Below are 16,884 nucleotides of genomic sequence, written 5' to 3' on the forward strand. Positions count from 1 at the left end.
ACTTACGCGAATCGGATGCGCACGTTAACATTATTCCATATCGATCACTATGGAATTAGTTAGATGAGTTTGCTGCTGTCCCCTCATGAAATCAAAGGCCTTAAACTGAAAAACCGCGTCGTTATGTCGCCGATGTGCATGCACATGGCTGCCGATGACGGCTTTGTCACTGAGTGGCACCGAGTGCATTACGGTGCTCGCGCCTTGGGCCAGGCGGGGCTGATTTTTCCGGAAACGCTGGCAGTCCACGCCGACGGTCGTATCGGGGCCGGTGACCTCGGTATCTGGAGTGACGCACACATCGTCGGCTTGAAAGCGCTGACCGAACTGCTTCACAGCTTTGGTGCAAAAGCCGGTGCTCAGATCGGCCATGCGGGGCGCAACGCTGACCTGCCCAATCTCATTCACATCGCGCCATCGGCTATCCCGTTCACGGAAACCAGCCCCGTGCCTCGCGCACTCGCGGCTGACGAAATTCCGGGGTTGGTAAAGCTCTATGGCGATGCCGCACGACGCGCCAGTGACGCGGGCTTTGATGTGCTTGAGATTCATGCCGCTCATGGCTATTTGCTGAATGAGTTCCTCTCCCCACTCGCCAATACCCGCGACGACGAATATGGCGGTGATGCCAAGCGTCGCTATCGCTTCCTGCGCGAAGTGCTGGAGGAAGTCAAAACCCATTGGGGCGATCGTCCTCTGTTTGTCCGTATCTCCAGCTCTGATTACGCCGAAGGCGGAAATACCCCCGAGTCGTTCCTTGAATACGGTCGCTGGATGAAAGAGCAAGGCGTCGATCTGATCGACTGCAGCTCCGGCGGGATCAAGATGATCAAGGTTCAGACCTATCCTGGTTACCAAGTCCCGGCCGCTGAGTTGCTGCGCAAAGAATTGCATATTGCGACGGGTGCCGTGGGTGTCATCCAGAGTGGTCGTCAGGCCGAAGACATCCTGCAAAACGGCCGAGCTGACTTGGTGTTTGTCGGCCGGCAAATGCTGCGTGATCCGTTCTGGGTGCGCACTGCAGCAGATGATTTGAAAGAAATCATTGAGATTCCTGCTGCCTACACGCGTTACGGCTCTGTATGGCTTGATACCCAAGCCTGAACTTGTCCACGTCGAACGCGCCGCTGCGGTGCGCTAATCCTCAATCCAATGAAGCAGGAGTTAACCATGAGCAAACCTACTTACGTACACGAATACCACGCCATCACCGAGGTGCTGAACCAGTACATCGAGGGCTGCAAGCAAGCAAAAAGCAGCCTCATGAAGCCTGCTTTCAATGAGCAAGCGACCATGTTTAGCGTCGATGGCGACGGTAAGCTGGCCGGTGGCGCAATTCCAATCCTGTTCAAGGGGATTGATGAGGGTTTTCGCCCCTCTCCAGATGCACCGGCAGCTATCGTCCGCATTGAGATTGTCGGTACGGCGGCTAGCGCGCGCATCGACGCCAACGACATGTCAGGCATTTCTTTCACCGACTTTTTCCATCTGCTGAAAGTCGATGGCAAGTGGACGGTCGTCAGCAAGATCTTTCACACCCACGTCGCGCCTTGAACCTCTGTCGTCCTTGAGTCTGCTGTAGCTGATTGCTTCCCGGCACTCAGCCATACAAATGGAACCGTCATGAAAACCCTTACCTCCGCTCTCGCTTTTACGGTCGTTACTCTTGCGCCGGGTAGTGCCTCCGCCACCACATACCCGGGAGTTGAGCACAACACGGCGAAACTCTTGCAATCGCTTGAAGGTGTGCCGACGCTCGACTCCATGAAGCCGGTCGATGCCCGTGCCGCGCTGGCGGGCGCCCAGGCTGCCCCTCAAGTGGCCTTGCCGGCAGCTGATGTCAGTGAGAAGACGATCCGCGTCAACGGCAGCAATCTGAAGTTGACCATCGTGCGCCCGGTCGGTAGCCAACAGAAGACGCTGCCCGCGTTCATGTATTTCCATGGCGGCGGCTGGGTGTTGGGCGACTTCCCGACCCACGAACGACTGGTGCGTGACCTGGTGGTAGGCTCGGGTGCGGTGGCGGTCTTCGTCAACTACAGCCTCTCGCCAGAGGCGGCATATGGCGTCGCCACCGAGCAAGCCTATGCCGCGACAAAATGGGTCGCCGAACATGGCGAAGATATCAAGGTAGACGGCACTCGCCTCGCCGTAGCCGGCAATAGTGCTGGCGGGAACATTGCCGCCGTAGTTGCTCTGATGGCGAACGAGAAGGGTGGACCTGAACTGCGCTCGCAAGTGTTGCTGTGCCCAGTGACAGATTCCAATTTTGACACGCCGTCGTACAAGGAGTTTGCCAACGGCTATTTCCTGACGAAGGACATGATGGCGTGGTTCTGGGACAATTACGCACCCGACGCCGAGACACGCAAACAGATTTACGCTTCTCCACTGCAGGCCACGACCGAACAGTTGAAGGGCTTGCCGCCGACGCTGATCCAGACAGCCGAATTCGATGTCCTGCGCGATGAAGCTGAAGCTTACGGCCGCAAGCTCGACGCTGCGGGTGTGCCTGTGAAGACGGTTCGCTACAACGGCATGATTCACGATTTCGGTCTGTCGAATGGCTTCAGCCATCTGCCGACGCCGCGCAGCGCGATTGCGCAGGCTTCTCAGGAACTCAAGATCAACCTGAGCAAGTAATTTTAAAAACAAAGAACCCGCAGGTCACGGTGAAACTGCGGGCTTCGTCATTGAAAACACCTCGTCATCTCATTGCGAAGCTGCTTGCGCACAGTCGAATCCCGGAGTTTCTGCTGCGTTTGTGCGGTTGAGCATTTTTCAATAATTGCACTCATTATGAAGAGCGACTAAATGAAAGTTATATCTATTAAGCAGTTGTTTTTTTTGGCCTTGATTTCGACCTTAGGCGCGATGGCTCAAGCGGAAAACGCACCAGGTGGCCCACAAGTTCTCAGCAGTAAAACAGTCAGCAAAGCTACGTATGTAGAAGACTATCAAGCTATTACAGAGGTGCTTAACAAGTATATTGAGGGTTGCAAGCAGGCCAAGAGCAGTATTATGAAACCCGCCTTCAATGAACATGCGACGATGTACAGCGTCGGTGCCGATGGCAAGTTGGACGGCGGCGCGATTCCAATCCTGTTCGAGGGAATTGACAAGAATTTCCGTCCATCTCCCGACGCGCAGGCCGCGATTACTCGTATTGAAATCGTCGGTAATGCCGCGAGTGCTCGTATCGACGCCAACGGCATGTCAGGCCTCTCTTTCACCGACTTCTTCCAGTTGCTGAAAGTAGAAGGCAAGTGGACGGTCGTTAGCAAAATTTTCCAAACCCATGAAGCGCCTTAACTAGTTAGGGCCGCGCTGAAAATTGAGTTCGAAATCGAAGATGAGTTTCACGAAGTACTCGTCAGCACTTATCTAATGCTTCTTCACTGCATGCTCGGTAATCAGTTGAGCCAGTAGTTTTACTGGCTCAGTTAGACTGCGACGTGCACGGTGCACCAAACCAATATCGCGATGGAATGTACGTTGTTTCAGGTCGATTGCACGTACCTCGGCAGGCCATTCTTCACGGGTGGCCGTTTCAGGCACCAAGGCGACTCCAACGCCGTTTGCAACCAGTTTGACGATTGCATCCAGTTCATCGAGCTCGCAGACTTCGTGCAATGAAAAATGGGTTTGTCGCAGAAACCTATCCACTTGGCGTCCGCCGAAGGATGATCGGTCATAGCGTATAAAGGGTTGGCTCGATACCAATTCAGCCCAATCGTCTCCCGGCATATCGGCGGGGACGATCAGCCGGTAAGGTTCTCGCGCCAAGGTTGTCCAGCGCAGATCACTGTGAAGCGAGAAGGGCGGGCGGATTATCGCGGCCATATCGATTTCGCCTGAATCGACTTGGTTCACCAACTCCATCGACAAGCCGGGGAGCACTCGCGTCCTGCATTGCGCAGATCGTTGATGAAATTCAGCCAGGGCGTCTGGCAAGAAGGAGCGCTGAACCGAGGCAATCGCTCCAATGGTGACCAAAACGTTCGCAGGAAGACCCACCGATGTCGAGCCCAGATCTTTAAATTGGCGTACCAGTTCCTGACCCTGCGCCAAAACCTGGTGACCCATTCGATTTAACTGAGCCGAGCGTCCCTTACGGTCGAATAGCTGTACCCCTAGCTCCGCCTCAAGGCGTTGCATCTGGGCGCTGACGGCGGCTTGGGTGAGGCCGATTTTGCTGCCGGCAGCCGCAAATGTGCCTTCTCTCGCCACAGCGATAAGTGTTTTCAGTTCTTTGATCATGCTCAAATAATAATTATGTTTTGCTTCGAAATATATTTATATTTTTGTCGCTGAAGCGCTACGTAAAATTGCTTCCGATACAGGTGAACAAACGTCAGGCGCTCTAACGGGCGCCTGACGCTAGATCATTTTTTTGCTAGCATGCGCGGCATTATGAAGAAACCCGCCCATGACATGCGCCAGCACATCATCGATGTCGCCAGGTCGCTGATGACCCAGAAAGGTTACACCGCCGTCGGCCTTACCGAGCTGCTCGCGGCAGCGGGTGTACCTAAAGGGTCGTTCTATCACTACTTTCGATCAAAGGACGAGTTCGGCCAAGCGCTGCTCGAAGAGTACTTTGACGAGTACCTCACGCGTGTCGATGTGCAGTTGGCCAGTGAGGGCTCCGGCGCCGAACGTCTGCTGAGCTATCTACGCTATTGGGCCGAGACACAGGCGTTTGATCACACCGATCAAAAATGCCTGGTGGTCAAATTGGGGGCGGAAGTGTGTGACCTGTCCGAAAACATGCGCGGTGTGCTTGAGAAGGGTACTGCCCTGATTATTGAGCGGATGGTTCGTTGTGTTGAGCAGGGTAAAGCGGATGGCTCCATAAGTGCGTCGATTGACTCAGCAATATTGGCTGAAGCGCTCTACCAGATGTGGCTGGGCGCCTCGTTGTTGGTCAAGGTCAACAGAACACGCGAGCCTTTTGATGCTGCGCTTGATATGAGCCGACGCTTGTTGGCTTAGTTTCGATCGGCAGGCTTGGTCATGCTGCTCGATGGCACCACATGAATGCCAGGCTCCTGACTGATCGCGGCTTCAAGCAATGCCCGCGCAATCAGCGCCGGGGGATTGAGACGCCAGCGTTCAGGTAACAGCGGCGATGCAAGTTTGAGCATCCGGATCAGTGCACGCTCGGCATGGCGCACCTCCTCACGCTTGCCTCCGATGACACCCGGCCGCACGTACGTCAGCGATTCAAACCCCACCCTCGCCAGATCCTGTTCCAGGCGGCCTTTGACCTGGTTATAGAAAAACGAAGATCCCGCATCTGCGCCGATAGCCGAATTGAGCACGTAGGTCGGCGTTCCATGCGCGCGTGCGAGCCTGGCCACTGCCAATGGATAGGTGTGGTCGACTCGCTCGAAGGCTGCTCTGGAGCCAGCTGTTTTAAGCGTGGTACCCAGCGTGCAGATCACAGCATCTGCTTGCCAGCGATCAGCCTGTTCGTCCAAGTGATCAAAATCGATGGGCGTGGCGATGAGTTTAGGGTGCGCCGCCAAAGTCTTGCGTGTTGGTGCGTAGACCTTGCCGACGCGCGGATCCGACAGGGCCAGATCCAGTACATGGCTGCCAACCAGCCCGCTTGCGCCGACCAGTAGCAGCTTGAATGTTGTGGGTTCGTTCATGCTTGAGTGCTATCCGGCACAAAACTCTGGATAGCCTCGTTGACCGGTGTGCTGCCTTGGGTCAGTTCGATAATGACGCGACTGACGCCGGGCTGTTCGATGATCTGCAACAAGGCTGCGGCGACATCGTCGCGCGGCACGTCGCCATAGGGGATAGCCAGGCCAGCGTGGACCTTGCCACTGCCGGGTGAGTCCAGCAAGGTGCCGGGGCGCAGAATGACCCAATCTAGATCGCTTGCGGCCAAGTGCACATCGGCGCGCTTTTTCACGGCCATGTAGTTTTCGAAGGTCTCGGAAACTGATTTTCCACGCGATGCCTCTGGAAACGCCGACACAAGAATAAAGCGCTGAATGCCCGCCAACTCAGCCGCGGCTACGGACAGCTCAAGGCCGTGACCGTCGATGGCATCCGTCATCTGCTCGCCGCCTTTGCCGCCGGCACCCGCCGCGAATACCACGGTATCACTGCCCGCCATCAGCTTGGCCAGAGCCTCTGTGTCGAGGTCAAGCAAGTTACCCGCCACGGGGATGGCGCCGAGTGCTTCGAGTCCCTCGGCCTGTTCCGCATGACGGTATAACGAATGTGGTTGATGGCCTCGGTCTGCCAGTTTTCGAGCAAGGCTTCGGGCCACTTTACCCGAACCACCGACGATAAAAACTGAGTGCATAGTTCCTCCAGATCAGGCGATGTTTCAAAAATGTCCCCCTCAAGCGAACCTGCAAACGCGCTCGGCGAATGCACGCCGAGGGTTATTCTATATTGGTCACTACAGAAACTGTCAAGCGCCTGGGAGATTTGGCCCAGGGCACGTGCCTTGTCTTCAATCGGCGCAAGAGGCCAAAAAAATCAGCCCGGAATAAACAAATAAAATTGATTTTTTGCATCCATATATATTGTTTTAATTGTCTGCTGGAGGCCGCTAGCATTGATGCACTATCAACAAAAGCTCAAAGAGTGGCCCCATGCAATTGCTCGGAAATTTGCTGAAAGCGGTTAAGCCCTCGCCAACGCTGGTAATCACGCGCAAGGCGGCAGAGTTACGCCGCAATGGGGCCGATATCATCAGCCTGTCAACCGGCGAGCCGGACTTTCCAACCCCCGATCACATCAACGCGGCTGCCAAGGCGGCGATTGATGCAGGCCAGACCCGCTACACCGATGTAGACGGCACTCCAGAACTCAAAGCGGCGATCGTTCGAAAATTTCAGCGTGAAAACGGCATCACCTACGCGACAGACGAAATCAGCGTCGGCACCGGCGGTAAGCAAGTGCTGATCAATGCGCTGCAGGCCACCCTTAACCCCGGGGATGAAGTCATCATTCCTGCGCCTTACTGGGTGTCCTATCCGGACATGGTGCGCCTGGCGGGGGGCACGCCCGTGGAAATCCGCTGCGCGGCCCATCAGCATTTCAAGATCACCGCTGAGCAACTCCAGCAAGCCATCACGCCGCGTACCAAGTGGCTGATTTTGAATTCGCCAAGCAACCCGACGGGGGCGGGTTATAGCGCGGCAGAGCTTGATCGGTTGGGCGCCGTATTGTTGGAGCATCCGCAGGTCTACGTGCTGACGGATGATATGTACGAGCACCTGAGTTACGACGGTTGGGTGTTTTCCACGCTGGCTTCGCAGGTGCCGGCGTTACATGGTCGCGTGCTGACCGTGAATGGCGTTTCAAAGGCGTATTCAATGACGGGCTGGCGCATTGGTTATGCGGGCGGTCCTAAACCGTTGATCGCCGCCATGGCCACCATTCAATCGCAGACCACGAGCAACCCCTGCGCAATATCCCAGGCGGCTGCCGTGGCAGCGCTGGACGGGCCTATCGATTTTCTGGCTGAGCGCAATGAAGTGTTTCGTCAGCGCAGGGATCTTTGCCTGGACGCTTTTAACACCACTCCCGGCCTGGGATGTCGCCGTCCGGAGGGCGCTTTTTATCTCTTCCCTTCATGCTCGGGGCTGTACGGGCGCAAAACGCCTGCAGGAGCGGTGCTGACTAATGACGTGGATGTCTGCCAGTACCTGCTCGAAGCCGCACAGGTGGCGGTGGTACCGGGGAGTGCGTTTGGGTTGGAGGGTTATTTCCGCATCTCCTTTGCGACCTCCACGGTGCTGCTGGAGCAGGCATGCGCGCGCATCAAGGCTGCGTGTGAACAGCTTGCTTGAATGCAGCGCGTGGTTTGGCGGAGTTGGTTCCAGTCAAGCTGACAGGGAAGGGCTCAGCATCGCTACGGCTGTTGCGCCGATGCCTTGCAGATCTTCCCTGCTGGCAGCGTCATGTGCCTGCAGGGACATGCCCTCGAGCAATGTATTCAAGGCAGCGGCGAGCAGGCGAGTGTTGGTTTCCGGTTTGAGCTGACCTTGTTCCACTGCGCGATCCAAGCGCTGCTGTAAGTAGTCACGGCCTTCCTGGCGCAAGGCCTTTAGGGTCGCGGTGACTTCACCGGCATCGTCGGAGACATTGACTGCCGCGAGGACGACCATGCAGCCGCAGGGCGCCTCGGGTTCGGTCAAGATCGACGCGGAGGTGTGGAAGAACTCGCTGATGGCAAGCACGATGTCGGGCTCGGTGTCCATGCGCTCCCACGTGGCATCCCAGAACGTCGCTTCGTAGTAGGCAACCGCTTCGAGAAACAACTTGGCTTTGTTGCCGAACGCCGCATACAGGCTGGGAGGGCTGACGCCCATGGCTGAACACAATTCCGCCACAGAGGCCGGCTCGTAGCCACGCCTCCAAAACACTGCCAGCGCCTGCAGCAGAGCCTGGTCTCGATCAAACGCGCGCGGGCGTCCTTTTGCGCGTGGAACAGAGATTGGGGTGGAGTTGGTCATTGAGTGCAGCACCTTGGGGGCGTATCGCCAGACGAGCATGCCTGGAAGAAAGTTCTGCCCAATGATACACAAAATGAAATTTTCGGTTGCGTAGCGTAATTCTGAGCTTTCAGTTCGGCCGTGACGGGTGCCCAAGGGCCGGTACGTTGTATCGCTCAAGCACGTGGCCAATACCGCTCAATAGCGGTATCACATGCTTCGCAATATCATCGGCGACTGCGGTGGGCACCATCTCTGCGTTTCGGCGAAAAAACAGTGGGTCCTGAAAAACCAGCCTGAGTTTGGACAGGCTGTTGCTGACCGCAGGTTGCCCAATGTTCAACCGCTCGGACGCCCTGGTGACACTTTTTTCCTGATACAGCGCAGCGAAGATCACCAGGCAATTGAGGTTGAATTGCGCAAGGCACTCGGTGTTGAACGTTGACGTGGGGGGAGGGGTGTTCATGAGCTTTACCCTGTCATTTGTCTTCGTTCGCCGTTGGTCGTAGAACGTGAGCCTATTCTAAAATTTACTAGACGACCGGTCTAGTTTTAATTAGGGTGGCTGCATTATGAAAAAGCATCATTCTGAAACACGCCAACACATCCTGGATGTCGCCAGGACGTTGATGACTCACAAAGGCTACACCAGCGTAGGGTTAGCTGAGGTGGTAGCGGCTGCGAGCGTGCCTAAAGGTTCGTTCTACCACTACTTCAAATCCAAGGAAGAATTTGGTCAGGCATTGCTTGAGCAGTATTTTTCCGACTACCTCGCAACAGTCGACACGCTGTTGATGGGTTCTGCACCCGCCGCGCAAAGGCTGCTGAGTTACTTCCAGTATTGGGCGCAAACCCAGTGCTCTGATTTGCCTACCGACAAGTGCCTGGTGGTCAAGTTGGGCGCCGAGGTCTGTGACCTCTCGGAGGGCATGCGCCTGGTGCTCGACCGAGGCACGCAGGCTATCCACGCAAAGCTTGAGCGCTGTATTGAGCAGGGGCTTGTCGATGGCTCGATCACGTCCACAGCGCCAAGCGCGACGCTTGCGCAATCGCTCTATCAGGTTTGGCTCGGCGCTTCGTTGATGATGAAGATCGGCAAGCGCGACGACGCCTTTGAAACATCCCTGACTCTGGCAAAGCGACTTTTGTCGTAGTTATTTTTTACCAACTTACTAGACGACCGGTCTATTTAATTGAGGTCTATCATGACAGACAACGCCACTCGTACCGACTTATTCACCCCCATCAACCTGGGCGCGATGAAACTCGCCAACCGTATTTTGATGGCGCCTGTAACCCGTAGCCGCTATGCCGAAGATGGCATCCCCAACGAGCTGCACGCTGAGTATTACGCTCAACGCGCCACCGCGGGCTTGATCGTCGCCGAGGCCACCAATATTTCCGCGCAAGGCCGCGGTTACGCGGCCACCCCCGGCATCTGGAGCGAGGAGCAGGTTGCGGGCTGGAAGAAAGTCACGGACGCCGTGCATGCCGCCGGCGGGAAGATCGTCAGCCAACTATGGCATGTGGGACGGTTCTCCAGTGTCGAGCTGCAACCTGACGGTGCCGCACCGGTCGCACCTTCCGCGATCAAGGCTGAAGGCGACACCTATACCACCAACGGCTTCGTTCCGGTGTCGATGCCACGGGCACTTGAAACCGATGAGATCCCGGGGATCATCGAGAAGTACAAGCGTGCTGCCGAGAATGCCAAGCGTGCCGGTTTTGATGGTGTAGAGGTTCACTCAGCTAACAGCTACCTGCTGGACCAGTTCCTGCGGGACTCGACGAACCATCGCACCGACCAGTACGGCGGCTCCATCGAGAACCGTGCACGTCTGACCCTGGAAGTGACCGAAGCAATCGTCGAAATCTGGGGCAACGACCGTGTTGGCATTCGTTTGTCGCCGGTGACGCCTGACGCCGGCAACACGCCGCCCGACAGCAACGTGATGGCGATGTATGGCTACCTGATCCAGAAGTTGAACGCCTTCGACCTGGCTTACCTGCACTTCGTTGAAGGCGCTACCGCCACCTCGCGTGAAGTACCGGAAGGCGTGGACATGGACGCATTGAGCGCGCAGTTCAACGGGCCCTTCATCGGCAACAACAACTACGACCTGGACATGGCTATTGAGCGCCGCGCCCAAGGCAAGATCGACGCGGTAGCGTTTGGCCGCCTGTTTATCTCCAACCCGGACCTGGTCGAGCGCTTGCGCCGTGGGGCCGAACTGACCATCGCACCGCGCGAGTCGTATTACGGCGGCGGCGCCAAAGGCTACACCGACTGGCCTGTCGGCAACTACTGATCCGCTTACATCCGCGATAACCCCAAAAACTGCCCGCACAGACGGGCAGTCACCAACGAGAGGAACGCCCATGAACTATCTGCAGAATAAAACCGCGATCATCACTGGCGCATCGTCCGGCCTGGGTGCTGCATCGGCACGTGCCTTGTCCGAGAAAGGCGTTCGAATTGTCGCAGCAGCCCTGGACCAGCAAGGCCTGGACGCCATCGTCAGCGAACTGAAAGGCAAGGGCGGTGAAGCGGTAGGTCGCGTCAGCGACGTTACCAACCCTGAGGATATGAAAGCGCTCGCGCAATTCGCCCAGGACTCTTTCGGTTCGGTGGATATCCTGATCAACAACGCAGGCTTGATGCTGTTTTCCAACTGGGTCGACCTAGCCACCGATGATTGGGAAAAGATGATCAACGTGAACATCAAAGGCTACCTGCATGGTATCGCGGCGGTGTTGCCGTTCATGCTGAAACAGAAGTCGGGCCAGATCCTGAATATGGATTCGGTCGCCGGTCACCAGGTTGGGCCTGCTGCGGGTATCTACAGCGCCACTAAGTTTTTCGTGCAGGCCATGACTGAGTCGATGCGCAAAGAGCTAGGTGTGCAGCACGGCATCCGTGTCAACACGGTCAGCCCGGGTGTGATCAACACCGGTTGGGCCGATAAAGTCACCGACCCGGCAGGCCGTAAAGCGGCTCAAGAGCTGAATAAAATTGCTATCTCGCCGGACGATATTGGTCGCGCAGTGGTGTATGCACTGAATCAGCCTGAAAACGTCACCGTCAACGACCTGATCATTTCGCCGACCCGTCAGGATTGGTAAGTCATAAGCGTTGAAATCACCCAGCCCAGGCACCGGCGCGACGCTGTGTGCCTGGGCGCTATAGGATCCGTCCTGTGCTCCCGAGTAAAAGCACTGAGACCCTTCAATGACACTCGTATTTTGATTGTCGACGGTGGCGCTGGCGAAGAGCCTGCGTGACGCTGGAAGGATGGTTGGCGCGGGCGTTCTATGCATCGCTGTACCGCATGCCTCAAGTCGCGCGCTATGGCCTGGTACCCTATGCATTACTGATGTCGGGTAACCACCTGGGGCCAGGCACCGAGCCTCGGTTGAAACTGCACTAGATCACTGATGGGGTTAGCGCTTCTCCGATCGCATAAAAGTGGCCGCCTGCGATGTAGTGCAGGCTACGAAAGTCCGGGTGCGCACGCTCAAAGAGCCAATGACCGTCGCTGAATACCCGTGTGTCGGCCCAGGCAGCGACGACTTCACCGATAAACAGGTCGTAGGTCGACTGGTTGTGCGGTTCGGGCAATAGTTTGCACGCAAGCCAGGCCGAGCAGCCGGCCACGAATGGCACGTCATGGCCGCTGATACTGAATAGCTCCACGCCGCTATGAGCCAGCTTCTGTGGATCTTCCTGCAGGCTGACGCTGCCGACATCGCGGGTCAATTGCAGCTGTGCCACGGTGGGAACCTGAATCACAAAGAGGCCGCTACGCTCTACCAGTTCGCGGGTTTTGGCGATCTTGTCCAGCACCACAGTGACTTTGGGCGGTGAGAAATCCAATGCACAGGCCCATGCCGCGGCCATCACATTTCGAGTCTCCTCGTGTTGAGCAAAAACCAGCACGGTGGGACCGTGGTTGATCAGCCGATAAGCTTTTTCAAGCGGCACTTCGGCAATGTGATCGTGCATCGTAACTCCAGAAAAATTGAACCCCGCATCCATTGCTGGAGCGGGGTAGGGCACATTCACGCGGTGGCGGTTTGGTTCAGGTAAACCTGGAGGCTTTCATGCCCGCCGACAATGAGCGACTCGATGGTCGAGGTCCATTGCCCCTGGGGATCAGGCTCGCGCGTGTCGAAGGTCGCAGACCACAGAATCACGGTTTTCTGCTCGCCGGTCAGCGGGATCAGTCGCACGGTCAACACGTAGTTGTCGACGGGCAGTGGCGCTTCAACGAAGCGGTAGGAGAACTGCAGATTCACCGCGTCTACCGACAACAACTGCTCGCGCAGAATGGCGCCGTCCTGCAACGTCAGCCGACGAATGCAACCGACCAGACCGTCCGGCTGACCGTCTTCGATGACGCTCTGCGGGATCGCCGGGTGCCACTGGCTGATTTTCCCGAAGCGCTTGAGTACATCCCAAACGCGCTCGGCGCCGCCGTCTACCACTGCGCTGTATTCAACTTTTGCCATGATTCATCACCTTAAGAAACAGCATTACGTTCAGGCTGCTCGGGTCAGCCTTCAAACTGGTGATAAACCTTGGCGATCACCTTCCAGGTGCCGTCGATTTTGATCAGTGTCAGGTAATCGTTGTAGTCGGCACCGATCGCGTCCTTTTCCATGTCCACACGTACCACGGCGGTGGTTGGGGTGATCGCCAGCACGTCCAGGCGAGTGCTGATATCCGGGGCCTTGCCATTAGTGCGGACGAAGTCGAACAGGTTGCTGATCGGGCCGCCCAACAGTTTGCCGTTGGTGAAGCCGTACATCACCGCTTCCTTGTGGAAGGCCTGCTCCAGCACTTCCGGGCTGCCGGCACGCAGGCCGTCAGCGTATTGCTGGGCCACGGCGACAACGGCGTTGTAGTCCTGGGTGGGTACAGCTTTGATGTTTTTGCTCATGGTCAAACCCCTTTGCATGGTTTTGGCGCCAACAGGGCGCGGTTCAAACGGCTGGGTTAAGGAGCAACGTGGGTGTGGTAGATCTTGCTGATGACGGTCCACTTTCCGTCAACCTTCAGCAAGTTGAAGAAATCGGTGAAGCAGAAGCCGGAGATGTCATTGGTATCGATACGTGCGCTGGCAGCGGTGCCTACGATATCGACGTTGACGATGGCGCCTTTGGCTTCTGGTGAGGGACGGAAGGCGCTGTCGATGATGTCGAACAGACCCTGGATCGGGCCTCCGGTCAGCTTGCCTTCGCCATCTACACCAAAGATGGTGGCCTGCTCGCTGAAGGCTGGTTTCATGAGGCTGCTTTTGGCTTGCTTGCCACCTTCGTTGTAGTGGTTCAGCACCGTGACGATGGCGTTGTAGTCTTCGACGTAAGTTGGGTTGCTCATGGTGTAACTCCTAGTTTGAAGAGGGTTGAAGAAGGGCTTGGTTGATCGCTTTGCGTGCATATCTGGCGACGGTCAGTAAGGCGATCAATGCAACGACCAGACCCGTCCAAGTCATCATTTGAGTCGATCGATTGGTCGTTATCTCGCCACTGATTATCTGTGCGACGTCAGCCGCCAGAGAGCCCAAGTACGCATACAGAAATGTTCCAGGAAGCAGGCCGATCCAAGTCGCCAGGAGGAAATCTCGACGGGCGATTCGGCTGGTTCCGAGTCCATAGCTCAGCGGAGCGAACGGCACGATGGACGCTAGGCGTAAGAGAAAAACAATTCGAAAACCTCCTGACTCGATTGCGTGGTCGACCGCCGCTGATGTGGGGCTGTTCGCCAGGCGTCGTTTGACCCAAGGGCGCAGAAGCGATCTGCCCAAGGCAAACGCGACCGCTGCAGACAGCAAGCCAGCGGGCGAGATGAGCAGCGTTCCCCCCATCGGGCCGTACAAAAAACCGGCGAGCGCCGTGAGCATCGAGGCGGGTACGAAGGCGACAGTGCCCACCACAAATATCGCGGCATACAGCGCAATCCCGACGACTGCGAGCGAGCGAATAATCTCGGTCCACTGGGCGACGCTGTGTACGGCCAGGTCTATCACGTTGCCTACCCGATTCATTCAGTTTGTGGGAATGCTTCCCGTCCAGCGCATCACTGAAAGCCATTTAATTAGCGATCGCTACATATTGCGTGTATTTTATAGTGATCACTACAGTTAGTGTCAAGACATTTGCTTTCGGTGTTGGTGGGGGCGAAGTGGGCGTTCGACGGTGCTTTGCAACCAATGCCTGATGCCCTGCGGGAGAACACCATGACGCCAAGGTTTTACGCACAGGACACCTGTTTCTACAGCTCCATGGGCACCTACAGTTTTGAGGACAGGTGCGAGATGACTAAGGCGGTGGGTTATTACGCCACCTATCTTTCAATCTGCGATGGACGCAACTGGGCAGCTGTCCAGCAATTGAACAGCGTTAAGGAGCGTCACGACATTGAGGTAGCGGGCATCTATGTGGTGCTCAACCTGCGCCTTGGCGCAGAGGCGGAGCAGAACGCGGGCATTTATCAGATGCTGAAAGTGGCACCGCCACGCTCCACCGTCGAATTGGCGATTAAAACCGCGGGGGATTTCGCGCGTTCGGACCCAGTGGGCGATGAGCCTGTGGTGCGCTTGTTGGCCGAAGCCTTGTCTATCGCACAGCAGAGCAATATAGGCATCCTGATCTACTCGCATTTGTTGCACTGGAGCGAAAAGCACGACGACGCCCTGCGCATTTGTGAGCGACTCAATCACCCCAACCTGGGCCGCTGATTCACGCCAGTGTCAATATGATCACCTTCGGCCACGCGGAGTTTGCCCAGTTAATCCTGGAGGTGTTTACCCTTTTGCAAGACGGGCTTTGCTGCGGGGCTTCAACCGCAAGAAACTCATCGTGTACTTCGTCTCTGGGCTGATGCTTAAAGGGCGTCAACGCGCGCAGCGCCGGGATAATCATCTCACTGGAGCCGGTCTACGCCATGGCCTACGCGTGGTGGTGGTTCCATGGAGCGCCGTCATATCGGATGTTGACAGGAGCGGTGTTGATGGTGCTGGCGATTGTGTTGTCGGCACAGAGTGCGGGGGGAATCGCGCAGGACCAATAGCGGAGCGGCTACTTGACTCACCTATGGTGATCTCGCCACGTCTTGTGATAATCAGGGTAGGGCAGATCACAGGTGCTTCCTGTTTTTCAAAAAACTCTCAGGATTCCCACAGATATGTTGAAAGCCTCAGGCCGGTCTATCGATTTGCAGAGACTCCGATCGGAACTGCCCTTATCAATAGCCTGTTTGGCCTTAGGCTGGGGGCATCCTTTTCGAAGCATCCAATGCATGCCATCAGATGTGCCCCCAATTTAGCAATCCACCGGAAGTGAATGGAGCTCCATGGTTGGTGGAAACGCAAAAATGATCAGCCGAACAGCCTGCCAGACAACGCCTAAAGACTCTCAGGGTCGCCAAAAAACATCTGAATCCGCGACCTCAACCACCGCTCCCCCGGGTCATTATCCTGCGACCCACGCCACGCCATGTGCAGCTCAAACGTGCGCACCGGCAACGGTGGGTCTTCGGCGCGCAAACCGCCCGCGGAGGTCAGTGCTTCGGCGGCGTAATCCGGCACGGTGGCGAGGATGTCGGTGCCGGCCAGCAGTGTGCCCAGCCCGTTGAATTGCGGCACGGCCAATACCACGTGGCGTTTGCGATCGAGTTTTTCCAGCTCTTCATCAATAAACCCGCTCAGGTCGCCTGCGAAGGACACGAGGGCGTGAGGGCGGGCGCAGAAGTCGTCCAGGCTCAGGGAGCCGGGCACGCTGTCGGCGCGCAGCAGTTTTGGCAGGCTGCGGCGCAGCACTTTGCGCTTGGCGTTGGCCGGCAGGTCGGCGGTGTAGCTGACGCCGATGGAAATTTCCCCGGAGGCCAGCAGGCCCGGCATCAGGATGTAGTTGACGCGGCGCACCACCAGCACGATGCCAGGCGCCTCGGCGCGCAGGCGTTTGAGCAGTTGCGGCAGCAAGGCGAATTCAACGTCGTCGGACAGGCCGATACGGAACACGGCGGTGCTGGTGGCGGGGTCGAACTCGGCGGCGCGGCTCACCGCGGTGGAGATCGAGTCCAGGGCCGGGGAGAGCAGGGCGAAGATTTCCACGGCACGTGCCGTCGGCTCCATGCTGCGCCCGGTACGTACAAACAGCGGGTCATCGAACAGCCCACGCAGACGCGACAACGCCGCGCTGATGGCCGGCTGGCCAAGGAACAATTTCTCGGCAGCGCGGGTCACACTGCGCTCATGCATCAAGGTTTCGAATACGATCAAGAGGTTAAGGTCGACACGACGCAGGTCGTTACGGTTCATCTTGTGTCCTGGAAGAGTCAGCTAACTTGACGTGAGCGGCCACATGTAAACAATGACCGGCATGAATCTTACGGGGAAAGGCTGGTACTCTGCAC

22 protein-coding genes and 1 pseudogene are annotated in these 16,884 nt (G+C 56.9%); 12 read left to right on the top strand and 11 right to left on the bottom strand.

All coding sequences use genetic code 11. The features are described from left to right. The first annotated feature begins 63 nt into the window (after nt 1-63). The 4 genes from namA (at nt 64) to HBO41_RS09580 (ending at nt 3,312) form a co-directional block, all read left to right on the top strand. Complete coding sequence (namA, locus tag HBO41_RS09565) at nt 64-1,104, top strand: NADPH dehydrogenase NamA (protein WP_099491992.1); 1,041 nt, start codon at nt 64-66, stop codon at nt 1,102-1,104. Nucleotides 1,105-1,170: 66 nt separating this feature from the next. Beyond that, nucleotides 1,171-1,554, top strand: a complete 384-nt coding sequence (locus tag HBO41_RS09570; protein ID WP_099549809.1) for a nuclear transport factor 2 family protein — start codon at nt 1,171-1,173, stop codon at nt 1,552-1,554. Between the two features lie 69 nt (nt 1,555-1,623). Continuing rightward, on the top strand, nt 1,624-2,643 hold the full coding sequence (locus HBO41_RS09575) for an alpha/beta hydrolase (protein ID WP_099549808.1): 1,020 nt from the start codon (nt 1,624-1,626) through the stop codon (nt 2,641-2,643). A 231-nt stretch (nt 2,644-2,874) separates the two neighbouring features. Then, entirely contained in the window at nt 2,875-3,312 is a 438-nt protein-coding gene (locus HBO41_RS09580; protein ID WP_046036384.1) for a nuclear transport factor 2 family protein, read from the top strand. Between the two features lie 72 nt (nt 3,313-3,384). Here the strand turns inward: HBO41_RS09580 and HBO41_RS09585 are convergent, their stop codons facing one another. Next, complete coding sequence (locus HBO41_RS09585) at nt 3,385-4,260, bottom strand: LysR family transcriptional regulator (protein ID WP_046036268.1); 876 nt, start codon at nt 4,258-4,260, stop codon at nt 3,385-3,387. A 153-nt stretch (nt 4,261-4,413) separates the two neighbouring features. Here HBO41_RS09585 and HBO41_RS09590 point away from each other — a divergent pair, with 153 nt between their 5' ends. After that, entirely contained in the window at nt 4,414-4,995 is a 582-nt protein-coding gene (locus tag HBO41_RS09590; RefSeq protein ID WP_169985955.1) for a TetR/AcrR family transcriptional regulator, read from the top strand. Here HBO41_RS09590 and HBO41_RS09595 read toward each other — a convergent pair. Further along, the gene (locus HBO41_RS09595; RefSeq protein WP_099549806.1) at nt 4,992-5,657 is read right to left on the bottom strand and encodes an NAD-dependent epimerase/dehydratase family protein; all 666 of its coding nucleotides are present in this window, start codon (nt 5,655-5,657) and stop codon (nt 4,992-4,994) included. The two genes, HBO41_RS09590 and HBO41_RS09595, sit on opposite strands and share 4 nt — an antisense overlap. After that, a complete protein-coding gene (locus HBO41_RS09600) occupies nt 5,654-6,325 on the bottom strand; it encodes an NAD(P)-binding oxidoreductase (RefSeq protein ID WP_099549805.1) in 672 nt (223 codons plus the stop codon). Before HBO41_RS09600 ends, HBO41_RS09595 begins: the two co-directional genes overlap by 4 nt. Before the next feature lie 295 nt (nt 6,326-6,620). Between HBO41_RS09600 and HBO41_RS09605 the strand changes: the two genes are divergently transcribed. After that, nucleotides 6,621-7,823 (top strand): pyridoxal phosphate-dependent aminotransferase, encoded by a 1,203-nt coding sequence (locus HBO41_RS09605; RefSeq protein WP_099549804.1) that lies wholly within the window; start codon nt 6,621-6,623, stop codon nt 7,821-7,823. 33 nt (nt 7,824-7,856) lie between these two features. Here the strand turns inward: HBO41_RS09605 and HBO41_RS09610 are convergent, their stop codons facing one another. Together HBO41_RS09610 and HBO41_RS09615 are read right to left on the bottom strand one after the other, a co-directional pair. Next, the gene (locus HBO41_RS09610) at nt 7,857-8,489 is read right to left on the bottom strand and encodes a TetR/AcrR family transcriptional regulator (protein ID WP_010656563.1); all 633 of its coding nucleotides are present in this window, start codon (nt 8,487-8,489) and stop codon (nt 7,857-7,859) included. Nucleotides 8,490-8,598: 109 nt separating this feature from the next. After that, nucleotides 8,599-8,934, bottom strand: a complete 336-nt coding sequence (locus tag HBO41_RS09615; protein ID WP_099491999.1) for a LysR family transcriptional regulator — start codon at nt 8,932-8,934, stop codon at nt 8,599-8,601. 106 nt (nt 8,935-9,040) lie between these two features. Here HBO41_RS09615 and HBO41_RS09620 point away from each other — a divergent pair, with 106 nt between their 5' ends. From HBO41_RS09620 to HBO41_RS09635, 4 genes and pseudogenes are all read left to right on the top strand, one after another. After that, nucleotides 9,041-9,622: a TetR/AcrR family transcriptional regulator gene (locus HBO41_RS09620; RefSeq protein ID WP_010656561.1), complete on the top strand. Its 582-nt coding sequence runs from the start codon at nt 9,041-9,043 to the stop codon at nt 9,620-9,622. A gap of 51 nt (nt 9,623-9,673) precedes the next feature. Further along, the gene (locus HBO41_RS09625) at nt 9,674-10,777 is read left to right on the top strand and encodes an alkene reductase (RefSeq protein WP_099549803.1); all 1,104 of its coding nucleotides are present in this window, start codon (nt 9,674-9,676) and stop codon (nt 10,775-10,777) included. A 70-nt stretch (nt 10,778-10,847) separates the two neighbouring features. After that, nucleotides 10,848-11,591 (top strand): SDR family oxidoreductase, encoded by a 744-nt coding sequence (locus HBO41_RS09630; protein ID WP_010656559.1) that lies wholly within the window; start codon nt 10,848-10,850, stop codon nt 11,589-11,591. Nucleotides 11,592-11,746: 155 nt separating this feature from the next. Continuing rightward, nucleotides 11,747-11,896 (top strand): annotated as a pseudogene (locus HBO41_RS09635) (FAD-dependent oxidoreductase); the annotation flags it as partial. Here HBO41_RS09635 and HBO41_RS09640 read toward each other — a convergent pair. From HBO41_RS09640 to HBO41_RS09660, 5 genes are read right to left on the bottom strand one after another with little or no spacing between them, the layout of a single operon-like run. Continuing rightward, on the bottom strand, nt 11,893-12,471 hold the full coding sequence (locus HBO41_RS09640) for a flavin reductase family protein (RefSeq protein ID WP_099549802.1): 579 nt from the start codon (nt 12,469-12,471) through the stop codon (nt 11,893-11,895). The pseudogene HBO41_RS09635 and the gene HBO41_RS09640 overlap by 4 nt on opposite strands. Nucleotides 12,472-12,527: 56 nt before the next feature. Continuing rightward, the gene (locus HBO41_RS09645) at nt 12,528-12,977 is read right to left on the bottom strand and encodes an SRPBCC family protein (protein ID WP_034105446.1); all 450 of its coding nucleotides are present in this window, start codon (nt 12,975-12,977) and stop codon (nt 12,528-12,530) included. A 44-nt stretch (nt 12,978-13,021) separates the two neighbouring features. After that, on the bottom strand, nt 13,022-13,408 hold the full coding sequence (locus HBO41_RS09650) for a nuclear transport factor 2 family protein (RefSeq protein WP_064052537.1): 387 nt from the start codon (nt 13,406-13,408) through the stop codon (nt 13,022-13,024). Nucleotides 13,409-13,464: 56 nt separating this feature from the next. Next, entirely contained in the window at nt 13,465-13,848 is a 384-nt protein-coding gene (locus tag HBO41_RS09655) for a nuclear transport factor 2 family protein (RefSeq protein ID WP_010656555.1), read from the bottom strand. 10 nt (nt 13,849-13,858) lie between these two features. Further along, nucleotides 13,859-14,497, bottom strand: a complete 639-nt coding sequence (locus tag HBO41_RS09660) for a VTT domain-containing protein (protein ID WP_320403341.1) — start codon at nt 14,495-14,497, stop codon at nt 13,859-13,861. A gap of 210 nt (nt 14,498-14,707) precedes the next feature. On the opposite strand from HBO41_RS09660, the gene HBO41_RS09665 reads away from it, so the two are divergent. Together HBO41_RS09665 and HBO41_RS09670 are read left to right on the top strand one after the other, a co-directional pair. Continuing rightward, nucleotides 14,708-15,208, top strand: coding sequence for a hypothetical protein (locus HBO41_RS09665; RefSeq protein ID WP_169985959.1), 501 nt, complete (start codon nt 14,708-14,710; stop codon nt 15,206-15,208). A gap of 206 nt (nt 15,209-15,414) precedes the next feature. Next, nucleotides 15,415-15,540, top strand: coding sequence for a hypothetical protein (locus HBO41_RS09670; protein WP_256591561.1), 126 nt, complete (start codon nt 15,415-15,417; stop codon nt 15,538-15,540). Between the two features lie 334 nt (nt 15,541-15,874). Here HBO41_RS09670 and HBO41_RS09675 read toward each other — a convergent pair whose 3' ends face one another. After that, nucleotides 15,875-16,789: a LysR family transcriptional regulator gene (locus HBO41_RS09675; protein ID WP_099549801.1), complete on the bottom strand. Its 915-nt coding sequence runs from the start codon at nt 16,787-16,789 to the stop codon at nt 15,875-15,877. Nucleotides 16,790-16,884 lie beyond the last annotated feature (95 nt).

The sequence above is a fragment of the Pseudomonas sp. WS 5146 genome, from assembly GCF_012985495.1.
Taxonomy (GTDB): domain Bacteria; phylum Pseudomonadota; class Gammaproteobacteria; order Pseudomonadales; family Pseudomonadaceae; genus Aquipseudomonas; species Aquipseudomonas edaphica.